Source organism: Flavobacterium sp. GT3P67, from assembly GCF_004349155.1.
Classification (GTDB): domain Bacteria; phylum Bacteroidota; class Bacteroidia; order Flavobacteriales; family Flavobacteriaceae; genus Flavobacterium; species Flavobacterium ranwuense.
Genome location: NZ_SMLF01000009.1, coordinates 133,156 through 147,737 on the forward strand (window position 1 = coordinate 133,156; position 14,582 = coordinate 147,737).

Annotated in this window: 11 protein-coding genes; 2 read left to right on the forward strand and 9 right to left on the reverse strand. The window is 32.8% G+C overall.

Translation table 11 applies throughout. From position 1 onward, the window contains the following. Positions 1 to 184: 184 nt before the first annotated feature. The 7 genes from E0H99_RS14315 to panB all read right to left on the reverse strand — a co-directional run bounded on the left by E0H99_RS14315 (position 185) and on the right by panB (position 9,443). Positions 185 to 1,045, reverse strand: coding sequence for a neutral zinc metallopeptidase (locus E0H99_RS14315; RefSeq protein WP_131996979.1), 861 nt, complete (start codon positions 1,043 to 1,045; stop codon positions 185 to 187). Positions 1,046 to 1,129: 84 nt separating this feature from the next. Continuing rightward, a complete protein-coding gene (locus tag E0H99_RS14320; RefSeq protein WP_131996982.1) occupies positions 1,130 to 5,185 on the reverse strand; it encodes a PAS domain S-box protein in 4,056 nt (1,351 codons plus the stop codon). A gap of 150 nt (positions 5,186 to 5,335) precedes the next feature. Further along, complete coding sequence (locus tag E0H99_RS14325) at positions 5,336 to 6,109, reverse strand: hypothetical protein (RefSeq protein WP_240723491.1); 774 nt, start codon at positions 6,107 to 6,109, stop codon at positions 5,336 to 5,338. Positions 6,110 to 6,141: 32 nt separating this feature from the next. After that, positions 6,142 to 6,363 carry a nitroreductase family protein gene (locus E0H99_RS14330; RefSeq protein WP_240723492.1) on the reverse strand — a complete coding sequence of 74 codons (222 nt, stop codon included), beginning with the start codon at positions 6,361 to 6,363 and terminating at the stop codon, positions 6,142 to 6,144. A gap of 3 nt (positions 6,364 to 6,366) precedes the next feature. Beyond that, positions 6,367 to 7,695: an aldehyde dehydrogenase gene (locus E0H99_RS14335; RefSeq protein WP_131996985.1), complete on the reverse strand. Its 1,329-nt coding sequence runs from the start codon at positions 7,693 to 7,695 to the stop codon at positions 6,367 to 6,369. A gap of 163 nt (positions 7,696 to 7,858) precedes the next feature. Continuing rightward, a complete protein-coding gene (locus tag E0H99_RS14340) occupies positions 7,859 to 8,548 on the reverse strand; it encodes an RluA family pseudouridine synthase (protein ID WP_165930308.1) in 690 nt (229 codons plus the stop codon). A gap of 76 nt (positions 8,549 to 8,624) precedes the next feature. Next, positions 8,625 to 9,443 carry a 3-methyl-2-oxobutanoate hydroxymethyltransferase gene (panB, locus tag E0H99_RS14345; protein WP_131996991.1) on the reverse strand — a complete coding sequence of 273 codons (819 nt, stop codon included), beginning with the start codon at positions 9,441 to 9,443 and terminating at the stop codon, positions 8,625 to 8,627. 101 nt (positions 9,444 to 9,544) lie between these two features. Here panB and E0H99_RS14350 point away from each other — a divergent pair, with 101 nt between their 5' ends. Beyond that, complete coding sequence (locus tag E0H99_RS14350; protein ID WP_131996994.1) at positions 9,545 to 9,976, forward strand: nuclear transport factor 2 family protein; 432 nt, start codon at positions 9,545 to 9,547, stop codon at positions 9,974 to 9,976. Positions 9,977 to 10,045: 69 nt separating this feature from the next. Here the strand turns inward: E0H99_RS14350 and E0H99_RS17265 are convergent, their stop codons facing one another. Then, positions 10,046 to 10,216, reverse strand: a complete 171-nt coding sequence (locus tag E0H99_RS17265) for a FeoB-associated Cys-rich membrane protein (protein WP_165930218.1) — start codon at positions 10,214 to 10,216, stop codon at positions 10,046 to 10,048. A 125-nt stretch (positions 10,217 to 10,341) separates the two neighbouring features. Further along, positions 10,342 to 11,769, reverse strand: coding sequence for an L-serine ammonia-lyase (locus E0H99_RS14355; RefSeq protein WP_131996997.1), 1,428 nt, complete (start codon positions 11,767 to 11,769; stop codon positions 10,342 to 10,344). 230 nt (positions 11,770 to 11,999) lie between these two features. On the opposite strand from E0H99_RS14355, the gene E0H99_RS14360 reads away from it, so the two are divergent. Then, positions 12,000 to 14,507, forward strand: coding sequence for a M14 family zinc carboxypeptidase (locus E0H99_RS14360; RefSeq protein WP_131997000.1), 2,508 nt, complete (start codon positions 12,000 to 12,002; stop codon positions 14,505 to 14,507). Positions 14,508 to 14,582: the final 75 nt, after the last annotated feature.

The window sequence follows — 14,582 nt, forward strand, 5'->3', positions numbered from 1 at the left end:
AAAGTAAACACTATTATTTAGGTTACTTTTTTAATTGGGCGCAAAGGTACTGCTAATTTTCCGATGTGGTTTTGATTAGTAAACTTTGTTTCAATAAAGTATCGTACTTCGTTTTAAACCGTAACAAACATTAGTTAGTATTTAGTATTCAGGTTTGACTGACCACCGACCACTGATCACTTTTTTAGTCTATTTCTGCAAATGTATTTCCTAGCGTGATGTCTCCCGATTTATACCCTTTCATGAACCAAGCTTTTCGTTGTGCGGAAGTCCCGTGAGTAAAGGATTCCGGAACAATATGTCCTTGTATTTTAGATTGAATTGCATCATCACCCACAGCATGTGCTGCGCTTAAAGCTTCATCAATATCGCCTTCCTCCAAGAAATTGTTCATTTTTTGATTGTAATGCGTCCAAACTCCTGCGTAAAAATCAGCTTGTAATTCTAAAGCTACAGATAATTTATTGGCTTCGGCTTCACTTTTACCTTCTTGCATTTGCCTCATTTTGTTAGAAGTTCCCAGTAAGGTTTGTACATGATGTCCTATTTCGTGTGCAATTACATAGGCAGTAGCAAAATCACCTCCCTGAGCACCAAATCTAGTTTTCAGCTCTTCAAAGAAAGCCAAGTCCATATACACTTTTTTGTCACCGGGACAATAAAAAGGACCCGAAGCAGATGTAGCATTACCACAGGCAGTTTCTACTGCATCAGTAAACAATAGTAAATTGGGTCTTTCATATTGCATGTTATTTTCCTGAAATATTTTTCCCCAAACATCTTCTGTATCTACTAATATCGCTTCTATAAATTTGCCTTCTTCAATTTCTGCTGCAGTTAAGGCTCTTTGTTCAGTGGGAGCACTTTGTCCTTGATTCATTTGTTCCAATATTGGAGTAAGCATTTGGGCATTTTCTCCACCAAAAATATTCAATAACAAGATAATAATACCGATAATTCCACCTCCTATAATTGTTTTCCCTCCTGAGGACATTCCTCTTCGGTCTTCAAAATTTTCACTTGAACGTCTGCCTATCCATTTCATATTCAGTTGATTTTTAGTTAGCAATGAATTTATAAATATAAAATTACATAATTTAAAACAATAAATATTCTTTTTTCGAAGATGTTAACTGGTCCATTTAGAAATTGCTTCTTCAATGATTCCTTTTATAATTGGTTTTGGAATATAATCATTCATTCCTGCTTTAAGACATTTTTCTTTTTCTTCTTTTTCGGTACCTGCAGTTATTGCAATGATAGGTACATTTTGCCCTGATTTTAAAGTTCTAATTAATTGTGTAGCTTCATACCCATTCATGATTGGCATTTGGATATCCATAAAAATAATATCAGGATTTATCGCTTCAAATTGCTCTACCGCATCTTTGCCATTTATAACTTCAAAAATAGTGGAGTTTACAGTTAAGTTTTTAATGATTGTTTTAAGCAATAGCATATTGATTTTATTGTCCTCAACAATCATTATTTTTATTTTTTTTGAGCTTATATCCGGTTTGCCTACAATCTCATTAGTAATAACAGGAATTGTAATTTGCTTTACATCTTCTGATATTCCATTACTAATTTCTAAATCTAAATAAAAATAAAAGGCGCTGCCAAAATTAACCGTGCTTACTAATTGCAAATGCGAATTCATTAAGCCTAATAACTGGTTTGAAATGGTGAGGCCTAAACCGGTACCACCAAATTTTCTGGTTGTTGAGCTGTCTTCTTGAGAAAAAGCATTGAATATTTTCTTTTTGTTTTCTTCTTGTATTCCAATACCCGTATCAATAACTGTAAAAAGAAAATTGGCTCTGGAATCATCTATTTTTTCAATAATGGAAACATTTAATTTTATAGAGCCTTTTTCTGTGAATTTTACTGCATTAGATAAAAGATTAATTAATATTTGTTTTAAACGAACACCGTCTGTCCAAAAATATTTAGGAACATCGGGTGCTATATTCAGTTCTAAACTTAATTTTTTTTGATTGGATTGATATACTATTAAATCCATAATTTGATTCAATAGTTCCTTAATGTCATATTTTTCAATGTATAAATCTAATTTTCCGGCTTCTATTTTTGAGAAATCAAGAATGTCATTTATGATATATAATAAAGAATGAGCCGATTGATTTATGGTAATCATGTATTTCTCTTGGGTTTTTCCAAGATGAGTTTTCATTAACAAATCAGTAAAACCGATTATTCCATTTAATGGAGTTCTGATTTCATGACTCATATTAGCTAGAAATTCGGATTTTGCTTTGTTGGCTGCTTCGGCTAATTCCTTTTCTTGTACTACGGTCTCAGTATGTTTTCTCTCTGTAATATCAATAAAAATACCTTCTATAAATGCAATTTCCCCCTCTTTGTAAATGGCATCTCCAAATTCTTCTACCCAAACAATACGGTTGTCTTTATGTATAATTCGATAAGTTAAGTGAATGGCTCTTTTATTTTCTATTGCCTTTTTTTGTGCTGCAATTGTATTTATTTTATCCTCTGGATGAATTAAGTCAATGAATGATAATTTATCGGTAAGAAAATTTGATTTTGGGTACCCTGTTAGTTTTTCAATTTCATCATTAATGTAAATTTTAGTGTTTTTCTCATCATATTTAGATAAATAAACCGTCCCAGGAATATTATTCGCTAATAATCTAAATTTCTCTTCGCTTTCATTAATAGCGGTCTCGTTAGAAATACGCTCAATCGAAGATGCGATGTTACTGGCTAATGTTTGTAAAATATTTTCTTCATCTTCTGACCAGTATCTTTCATTTTGAGTATCATCAAATCCCAAAAAGCCATGGAACTTGTTTTTTACGAAAATTGGAAAAAGGATAATTGAAACAGAATCTACATTTTCCAATTTCTTTCTAAGAGAAGGATTTTTTATTTTTGGGATTATTGCTTTGTAAATTTTGTTGTTTAAAAGTGGAGTTAATAGTTCTTCAAAGAACTCATGTGGTAAATTTTGAAGCTTAGTATTGTTTTCCGTTAATCTGATACTATTGATTAACCATCTGTATTTTTGACTTATTAATCCTGTGTTTTCATTATTTTCATAGTAATATGCTCTATGAGATTTAGTTGCTTTGCCCATTATAATAAGCACATCTGAGAAAATGTCGTTAATGTCATTGCTGTTCAAAAATTTCTCGGTACAAAGTGTCATTGCAGATAAAAGTTCACTCTTATATTCTAATTTTTTTTCAGTTTCATATCGACTGTGAGAAATCATAGTCAACGATATAATATCCGAAATAGTTCTGGCGAAAATAATGTCATCATTGTCCCAGTTTCTTTGCGTTTTTGCAGTTTCAAAGCTGATTGTTCCTGATAATTCACCATTAATAAAAATTGGAATATCAAGTAATGATTTGATGTCATTTTTTAAAAAATAACTTTCCGTAAATTCAGACACTTCCCACTTATTAAAAACATCAGGAGCACAGATTTGCGTTTTGTTTTTTATCGACTCAAAATAGATAGGATAATTTTTCTTTTCTAAGACATAGCCTTTAGAATATGAATTATTATCTAAGTTATATAAATTTTCACAGGTGATTGTATCTTCTGTATATTTCCAATAACTTACTCGATTGCTTTTAGAAACTTTTGAAGCAGATTCAATGATTTGCATTATACTACTGTCTAGATTCTTGTAATTACTAAAGTTTGTAGTCGATAGTTTTTTAATCGTTTTGTTATATTCTTCTAATTTTTTCTGACGAATTTTATTTTCAAATTCAATATCCTTGAATTTAGTTATATCTCTAGCAATACCAGAATATCCTACTATTTTTCCTGTCTCATTTCGATTAATGATTACTTTTTGTGAAACCCACAATTCTTCTCCATTCTTTTTTAATAAAGGAAATTCAATCGTTGGAAAGTTTTGCTCATTTTCTAACAAGCTCTGGTAAAAATCCATGATGCTATTGCAGTAATCCTTGCGTATGAATTCTAAATAATGTCTGGTCAGTATTTCTTTTTCTTTGTACCCTAAAGTTTTGATAGTAAATTCGTTAATAAATATGAAATTACCGTTTTCATCTACCTCAAAAATAAGATCAATAGCATTCTGAATTAAATTTTTATATTGATTTTGTAAATGGATTTCATTGGTTACATCCTGACCAATACCTATAATTAAATCCTCAGAAAATTTTTTATCGCTCCATTGAATGTGTTTATATTCTCCATTTTTACATTTAAGTTTACGGATAAAAACCCTGTCATCTTTAAATTCAGTTTGATAATCGTCACTAAAAAACTCAGTATCTTCGGTGACTTTCCAATAACCTAATCCCATGACTTGATCAACAGTATATCCTAAAATTGATTTTACATTTTCACTGCAAAAGACAATTCCGCCTTTTCGGTTTGTTGCAATAATCAACGAGTTTCCTTTATTTACAATTTCATTAGCAAATCTAATTTTATCTTTAATATTTAATAAAGATATGTGTCTTATGTGGTTTATAATCAATGCTATTAGAGAATAATTGAATAAAATAATATTAGATTTGAATGGCACTAACTCAAAAATAAAAAGAATACTTAAAAAAATAAAAATGAATGAGACAAAAATCCAGTATAATTTTATTGGTTTAATAATATTGTATGAAAAGAAAAAGTAGACTAAAAAAGCTACTAGAGGTATAATATCAAGAGGGAATAAAATGATATTTCGAGATATTAAGCTAAAATAGAGTATGAATATTAAAATAAATATATTTTGAATATTTCGATAGATAAATTTTATTTTTGTACTTAGAAAATACAAACACAAGATTGAAAAACCAATACTACAATTCAATATCAATAGGCTTTTTGATCTGATTTTGAAAATTTCAAAACTGATTTCAAGAAAAGGCACTAAAATTCCCAAGAATAATATATACAGTTGATATTCTTTTTGTATGGCATCCAATTCATTGTAATTTGCCGTAATATCTTTGTTCATAATAGTTTTAATTTTGAAAAAATTATAAACTAATGCAAAACCAAAACCGATCAAAAGGGGTAATAAAATCCAAAGTAAAGAAATACTGTCAAATTGGAAAGGGCTAATTAACAGAAATTGATTTAAATTCAAAAGACTTAGTATCCAAGAAAAAGTAAAATTTCGGAATGGTACTGTTAATAGGCTATAGTATAACACCATAGGTTTTTTTTAGGAGGTTTTTTAAAGCGTAGACTTGGGGTCCTATCTTTTTGAGGGTCAATATAGGAAAAAAAAATTATTAAAAACCAAAACAGATTAGTATTTCTTTCTTGGTTTTTTATTCAAAAAGTATATTTTATTTTAGATTTTTTATTCAAATTCCGGTTCACTTTCAAATCCTATAATTTCACTATAAATTGCATAATACAACGAATACATAAATGGAATAGTAAAAACGATTCCGATGCAACATCCAATTAATCCAACCAAAACAGCTATAATTCCAACAACAAATAAACCTAATATAACTATAGGCTGTTTAGAAACAATTAGAATACTGGCTTGAATAGCTTCAACAGCTTTGAGCTTTCCAAAAATAATAAGCGGAATCATTAAAATGGTAAATAAGCCTATCGTTATTGAAACAACAAATTCAAGAACTGGTATTTGTGCATAATTAATTACAGCTGATAGTATGGAGCTAACGATAGTAACCAAAAATGTTGCAATAAATAGTTCTTTAAAATAAGGAGCTTTGTAATATTCAAACATGGTCGATACATGAAATTCTTCATCTCTTTCGGCACAATATGCCATTTTTATTAATCCTGCAGAAAAGGGACTAAGCAAACACGTTATTAAAAGAGAGACTCCTGAGAATATTAACATGGAGTTTAAACTTAAATTTTCTGGTTTTAAATTTTCAGGTTTTAATTTTTCTAAAACAGTTTTGGCATCAAAAATGGAGAAGAGTACAACAATAGCAAAAATACTCATCAGTATCATAAAAACAAAAAATACTAAACCGCCATACAATGCAATTTTTTTATAATTTTCGAATGCATGGTTGAATACATTTCCAAAATCTAAGGTGTAACCATTCTTTTTTATTTCCTCAATTCGGTCTTGTGTAGTTCTAATCATTTGGTTTTGGTATTATTTGGTTTGTTAGTTTTTTATTTTTTAAAATAGACTCTGAATCGTTCCCCGTATGCTCCTTGCTCATCTCTTATTCCGCAGCCTAAAATCATGTTTATTTCTGAAGAAGCCGGTAAATGTAATATTTTTTTAATTCTCAGTGAATCAAAATTTTCCATTGGACACGTATCATAATTTATAGCTGCCATGCTTATCATAAAATTATGCGCAACGAGTCCTGCGCTTACTGGTTTTTTCATTAGTTACAACCATTTTAATACTTTTTGAATGGTTTTTAATTTGTCTTTATAAGGCGCATAACGCATGGGTAAATCCAGCCAAGTTCCTTTTTTTACAATAGCTTTTTTATGAGAAAAAATATCAAAACTTAGTTTTCCATGATAAGCTCCCATTCCGGAATTTCCAACACCGCCAAAAGGCAAACGATTATTAGCCAAATGAATTACCGTATCATTAATGCAACCGCCACCAAAAGAATATTTATGCAACACTTCATCGATAAAAGATTTGTTTTGGGAAAATAAATAGAATGATAATGGTTTTTCAAAGCTTGAAATTATTTTTTCAATATCTGATTTCGATTGATAAGAAAGTATAGGAAGTATAGGACCAAAAATTTCTTCTTTCATCACTACACTATCCATGTTTGGCTCGTCAAGTAAAGTAGGAGCCAGGAATAATGTCTCTTTATTAGATTGCCCGCCAAAAAGTATTTTCTGATTTTCCAATAAACTTAATTGACGCTGCCAGTTTTTCAAATTGATAATTCTGGCAAAATCTGAAGATTCTTCCGGATTTGTTCCTAATGCTTTTTCAATTTCTTGAATCAGTAATTTTACGAAAGTATCCTTCATTTTATGGTGAACCAAAATATAATCAGGTGCAACACAGGTTTGTCCGGCATTTATGATTTTCCCCCACACAATGCGTCGGGCGCTTAATTCTAAATTAGCAGTCTCATCAACAATACAAGGACTTTTTCCGCCTAATTCGAGCGTAACAGGTGTTAGATTTTCGGCAGCAGCTTTCGCCACTATTTTCCCAACGGCAACACTTCCGGTGAAAAAAATATAGTCCCAACGTTGATTTAATAATTCTTGAGCGATTGTTGCATCTCCAGTTACCACAACAACATCTTTTATCGCAAAAGTTTCGCTTATAATTTTTGAAATAATATTCGAAGTATTCGGTGTAAGTTCAGATGGTTTTAAGGTTACTTTGTTTCCGGCAGCAACAGCCGCCACAAGCGGGCATAAAGCCAATTGAAAAGGATAATTCCATGGAGAAAGAATCAATACATTACCGTAAGGTTCACTATAAATATAATCTGATGAAGGAAAATTTAAAAGAGAAGCAAAAACTTTCTTTGGCTTTGCCCAAGAATCGATGTTTTTTATGGTTTCTTTTAAGTCACTAATCACATAATTTGTTTCTGTTAAAACAGCTTCAAAAGCAGGTTTTTTAAAATCATCGTACAAAGCCTTAATGATTGCTTCTTCATTTTCTATAATGTTGTGCAATAATTTTTTAAGAGACTCTTTTCGGAAAGCAATTTCTGTATGATACTTCATTGGATGATTTTAATTTAAAATTACATAATTATTATTTTAATCCAACTCTATATTCTAAAATAAAAAAAATAAATAAAACAGGAATAATTATTCCTGTTTTATAATGTATAAGCCTGTAAAGTATTGTTTTTGTTGCATTTTTAATTGAAACATAGTAATAAGATTAGACTGCATTCCAAATCACATCATCAGGTGTTGGTGCGATGATTTCTATATTTTCTTTGGTAACAGGATGTATAAAAACTAGTTTTCGGGCATGCAAATGGATTCCTCCATCAGGATTGCTTCGGTCAAAACCATATTTTAAATCGCCTTTTATCGGTGAGCCAATAGCCGAAAGTTGTGCCCTGATTTGATGGTGTCTGCCCGTATGAAGATTGATTTCCAGAGCGAAATAATTGTTGAGTTCCTTGATGATTTTATAATCTAAACTGGCTAATTTGCTGTCAGGAACTTCTTTTAAATGCGCTTTTGAAGTATTGTTTTTTTCGTTTCGTTTTAGGAAATGAACGAGTTTATCCTCGGGCTTTGACGGTCTATTTTTAACAATACACCAATACGTTTTTTGAGTTTCACGGTTGCTGAACAATTCATTCATTCTCGTTAACGCTTTACTGGTCCTGGCAAAAACGACTATTCCGGTTGTCGGTCGGTCCAAACGATGCACCACACCTAGAAATACTTCCCCAGGTTTGTTGTATTTGTCTTTGATGTATTCTTTTACTACATCCGATAATGGTTTATCACCGGTTTTATCGCCTTGCACAATATCGCCTACACGCTTGTTTACCACAATAAGGTGATTGTCTTCGTGAAGAATTTGAAGGTTATTTTTATTCGAAACTATTTTCATTTGGATTTTTAGATGGTTGGATTTCTTAGACTTTTAGACATTGAATCTAAAAGTCTAATAATCTAAGAAGTCTAATTTAATATTGTTCGCTGGAATTAGGAAAATCACTTGATTTCACATCAGCAACATATTGACCAATGGCAGTTGTCATTCCTTCGTATAAATTCATGTATCTTCTCAAGAAGCGCGGGCTAAATTCATTGTTCATTCCTAACATGTCGTGAATCACCAAAACTTGTCCGTCAACACCGCCACCTGCACCAATCCCTATTACTGGAATCGAGATACTTTGAGCTACTTTCTCAGCTAAATGAGCAGGAATTTTTTCTAATACTAATCCGAAACAACCTAATCTTTCCAGCAATTTAGCATCTTCTATTAGTTTATCAGCTTCTTCTTCCTCTTTGGCACGAACGGTATAGGTTCCAAATTTATAAATAGATTGTGGGGTTAAACCCAAATGTCCCATAACTGGAATTCCTGCGTTTAATATTTTTTTTATGCTTTCTTTTATTTCTTTTCCACCTTCCAGTTTCACGGCATGACCACCACTTTCTTTCATGATTCTGATGGCAGAGCGCAAGGCTTCTTTCGGATCTGATTGGTAACTTCCAAATGGTAAATCCACGACAACCAAGGCTCTTTCGATTGCTCTCACAACAGATGACGCATGATAAATCATTTGGTCCAAAGTAATTGGCAAAGTCGTTTCATGACCAGCCATTACATTCGAAGCGGAGTCACCCACTAAGATTACATCAATTCCGGCTGTATCAACGATTTTTGCCATGGTGTAATCGTATGCGGTAAGCATCGAAATTTTCTCTCCATTGGCTTTCATCTCAATCAATGATTTTGTAGTAATCCTTTTATAATCTTTTTTTGCTACAGACATATTTGTTATTTTAAGATTGTAAAGGTAATAAAATGTATATTTTTAACTCAAAAATGTAACAGTAATGTTATTTGTTGTACAAATTAAATAAAATAGAAAACATGAAGAAATTTTTATTGATTGTTGTATTGTTTATATCCGCTAATTCCAAGGCTCAAAATCAAGAAATTCAAAAAGTGGTTGAAACTTTTTTCGAAGCTTTTCATGCCAAAGATACTTTGAAATTACAGGCTTTTTGTGAGGATACGATGATTTTACAATCTATTGCAGAAAATGCGAAAGGCACCAAATTATCTAATGAAAAACCGGAAGCGTTTTTTAAATCGATAGCTTCTATTCCTGCCGAATTAAAGTTTCAGGAAAAAATCCTGAGTTATTCTATTCAAGTAGATGGAAGCATGGCACATGCTTGGACACCTTATGAGTTTTATGTAAATGGAAAATTAAGTCACAAAGGAGTGAATGCTTTTACATTGTTCAAAAAAGATAACACGTGGAAAATCATACATCTTATTGATACCCGAAGAAAATAGTTTTGGGTTCATTTTTCATGAGAAGTGAAATAATTTCTACTGGTTTTTACAAGATTTCAAGAATACAAGTTAATAGGTTTCGTCATTCAAGTCTGACTCTTCTTCGTTTGCTTTTTTGTAATCATTGTTTAAAAAATGGGTGTACTTTTTTTTCTCCTTTTGATTTTTTCTAATAAGAAATGCGATCAAAATCACCACAAAAAAGATTACTATGCCAACTATTATCCAATTGATTTCCATTGCTTTTTATTTAAATTAAAAGGTATTGGTTAAATATAGTGTAAATAAGCAAAGTATAGATTATCAGTGTTTTAATTTTAGGTTGTAAAAATAAAAAACTTACTTAAAACAAAAAAACAACCCGCTTAACAATCCGCCATATTCACGGCAATTGCTAATCCACCTTCGGAAGTTTCTTTGTATTTGTTGTTCATGTCTTTGGCCGTTTGCCACATCGTGTCCACCACTTTGTCCAAAGGTACTTTTGCGTTTTTTGGGTCGGTTTCCAGGGCTAATTCAGCGGCATTAATGGCTTTTATGGCACCCATCGTATTTCGTTCAATACACGGAATCTGAACCAAACCGCCAATAGGATCACAAGTCAATCCCAAGTGATGTTCCATCGCGATTTCGGCAGCCATTAAAACCTGTTCGGGAGTTCCGCCCATCAATTCGCATAAAGCGGCGGCAGCCATCGAGGAAGAAACGCCTATTTCGGCCTGACAACCACCCATTGCTGCAGATATTGTAGAACCTTTCTTGAAAATACTGCCTATTTCTCCGGCAACCATCAGGAATTGTTTGATTTCTTTTTCTCCAGCATTGTGGTTTTCAATCACTAAATAATACATCAAAACGGCCGGAATTACGCCCGCACTTCCATTTGTTGGAGCCGTAACTACACGACCTAAAGTAGCGTTTACTTCATTTACCGCAAGGGCAAAACAAGAAACCCATTTCAGGATTTGGCGAAATTTCACTTCGGTTAATCTAATCTGTTCCAACCAAGTTTGTGGTGAATTATAATTGGATAAACCGATTAATTTTTGGTGCATATCAAAAGCACGACGGCGCACGTTTAATCCTCCGGGAAGAATCCCTTCAGAATGACAGCCAATGTACATGCATTCGAGCATCGTTTTCCAAATGCGCATCAATTCATGATCGATAACTGCTTCGGTACGCATCGATTTTTCGTTTTCATAAACGATTTCCGATATGGATTTGTTCTCTTTTTTACAATAATCCAATAGTTCTGCCGCTTTCTCAATTGGATAAGGAAAAGCACATTTTATCTGGATTTTCTTTTTGGCGTTGATGCGTTCTTCTTTAACCACAAATCCGCCACCAATAGAATAAAAGGTGGAGACGTATTGGCTGTCATCAGTCATATAGGCCGTAAAAGTCATTCCATTGGCATGAAAAGGAAGGAAGTTTTTATTGAAAACGATGTCTTGGAGGAAATAAAAAGGAATTGGTTTTTCGTTTCCTAAATTAATTTCGTTTTTAGATTCAATGGATTTGATAATTACATCAATATTTTCTACGGGAATGTACTCCGGATCTTGTCCGCTTAACCCCAGCATTACGGCTAAATCCGTGGCATGTCCTTTTCCAGTTAAGGAAAGAGAACCGTATAAATCTATTTTTACCCTGTTTACAGCATGAATTAAATTTTCGTTTCTCAATTCGCCAAGAAAGCGTTCGGCAGCTCTCCAAGGTCCAAGTGTGTGCGAACTCGAAGGTCCAACACCAATTTTTAGCATGTCAAAAACTGAGATACATTCTTCCATCTGTAGTGTGAATTTTGTTGTCTGCAAATATAATAGAATGTAGCAATGATACTAATCCAAAACAGAATAATATTGTTTTTTTAATAATGAATATTGCTATTATTCTTCAACAAATAATGAATTAATAAAAACTAAGGGTATGGTAAAATCAATATTTCATTAATCTAAAATTTAGCTTGTACAATACTTCGTAAATGGCTATTTTTGAAGCATAACTAACCCAAAACAATATGAGAAAGACCGTTTTTTCTTTTTATCTAATGCTAACTTTGGTGCTGAGTGTTCATTCGCAAGTGCAAAGTCCTTCTCAATTTTTGCCCAATTACGGAAAACAAATAAGCTATTATCATCAGGCTGAAAATTATTTCAAGCATCTTACGGAAAAGTCCACTTTCATCAAACACCAGAAATACGGAGTTACTCCGGAACAAAGGGATTTGAATGTGTATTTTATTTCCAGTCCGGAGAATTTGGCTAATTTGGAACAAATTAGAAACAACAATTTAGCAGCTATTGGTTTATCTGAGAATAAATCCCAAATGATTGGCGATAAGTTAATCGTATGGTTGAGTTTTAATGTTCACGGAAATGAATTTGCCGGAACCGAAAGCGCTATGACAGTGGCTTACGAATTAGTAAATCCTTCGAATGCTGAAACTAAAAAGTGGTTAGAGAACACGATTGTAATCCTTGATCCATGCATTAATCCGGATGGATATTCCAGATACGGGAACTGGTTAAGAGAAATTTCAGGTAAAAAAACGCATCCGGAATTATCAGACAGAGAGCATATGGAAGTTTGGCCGGGCGGCAGATACAACCATTATATGTTTGATTTAAATAGGGATTGGGCTTGGCAAACGCAACCGGAAACGCAACAGCGTATTGCATTGTACAACCAATGGATGCCGCAAGTTCATACGGATGTGCACGAAATGGGATACGATTCTCCGTATTTCTTTCCCCCATCTGCGGAACCGTTGCACGAATATATTGAGAAGTACCAGAAAGATTTCCATTACACTTTAGGTAAAAATATTTCTAAAAAATTCGATGCTCAAAATTGGATGTACAATACCGGTGAACGTTTTGATTTGTTTTATCCAAGTTATGGCGATACGTATCCTACTTATAACGGAGCTGTAGGAATGACATTGGAACAAGGCGGAATAGGAGCAGGAAGAGAAGTTGTGATGAGTAACGGTATCAATTTGACTATAAAAGACCGATTAACGCATCACGCAACAGCAGTTTTAACGGTTGTGGAATCGGCGGCATCTCAAGCGGATGTTTTGTTGAAAGGATTTAGAGGTTTTATGAATAATTCCCGAAAAACAGTTAAAGGAAATTATAAAATGTATGTGATGAAAAACAATCCGAAGTTAGTTCAAATGGCGGATTTGTTAAAAAAAAATAATGTAGCATTCAGTTATGCCGATGCCAGTCAAAAAGCTTCTGGATTCAATTACAACACCAAGTCAGAGAAAGGTTTTACGATTGAACCCAATGATTTAATTGTAAAAGTAGACCAACAAAAAGCCGTTTTTGCGCAAGTGCTTTTTGAACCAAACCAAAAACTGAATGACAGTTTATCGTACGATATTACCTCTTGGGCTTTGCCCTTGGCGTATGGAGTTGAAGGATATGCGTTGAAAAACAGTTTGTCCATCAAAACAAAAGCGTCAATTGAGAGGATGGAAAAAACGATTCCTCAAAATGTATATGCGTTTCATATTCCGTGGAATAACAGAATTTCAGCTCAGGTTTTGTCTTTGTTGCACCAAAATAATATCAAAGTGCGATCGGCTATGAAAAAAGCCGTTTTTGGTGATACAACTGTTGAGCCAGGTGGTTTGCTAGTTACCAAAACAGATAATCCTAAAGTAGTTGACTTTGAAAAAACGATTACTGAGCTCGTGAAAATAAAAACAGATTTTAATTATATCTTAACCGGTTTTTCTTCAAATTCTAAAGATGTTGGCGGTGAAAATTTTAATTTATTGAAAGCACCTAAAATTGTTTTACTGTCAGGCAAAGGAGTTGGTTCTACTGAATTTGGTTCTGTTTGGTATTATCTTGAAGAAACGGTGGGATATCCGGTAAGTGTTGTGGATGCTGATAATTTTAAAAGAATAAAATTATACAATTACAATACATTGATATTGCCTGATGGGTATTACAATTTCTCTGAAGATCAACAAAAACAAATTGGAGAATGGGTTAAAAATGGAGGAAAAGTAATTGCCATGAATAGTGCCCTTAGTTTATTTGAAGGAAAAGAAGGATATGCTTTGAGTCCTTTTGCTACGGATGAGGATAAACTTAGTTCCGAAAAAGAGGCTTCAGAAAATGAATTAAAAGAGCGATTTTTAGATTTTCAGGAAACGGAGCGCAGGTCTATTTCTAAATCGATTCCTGGTGCTATCATTGAGAATTTTTTAAATAAAACGCATCCGATGTCTTTTGGTTTAGGAGATAAATATTTCAGTCTAAAAACGGATGACAGACATTATTCATTATTGAAAAAAGCGACAAATGTTGTTTACGTGCCTAAAGATTATAAGAGTTATGGTTTTGTTGGTAATGAAATCAAAAAGAAATTGAATAATACGGTAAGTTTTGCGGTGGACAAAAAAGAAAATGGAGAAGTAATCTACATGATTGACAATCCGTTGTTTAGAGGTTTCTGGGAAAACGGAAATCTATTGTTCAGCAATGCATTATTCTTGGTGGACTAAATAAGAAATTAAGAATACCTTTTATAAACAAAGAGCACGATGATTTTCGTGCTCTTTTTTTATGCAGACTGTATA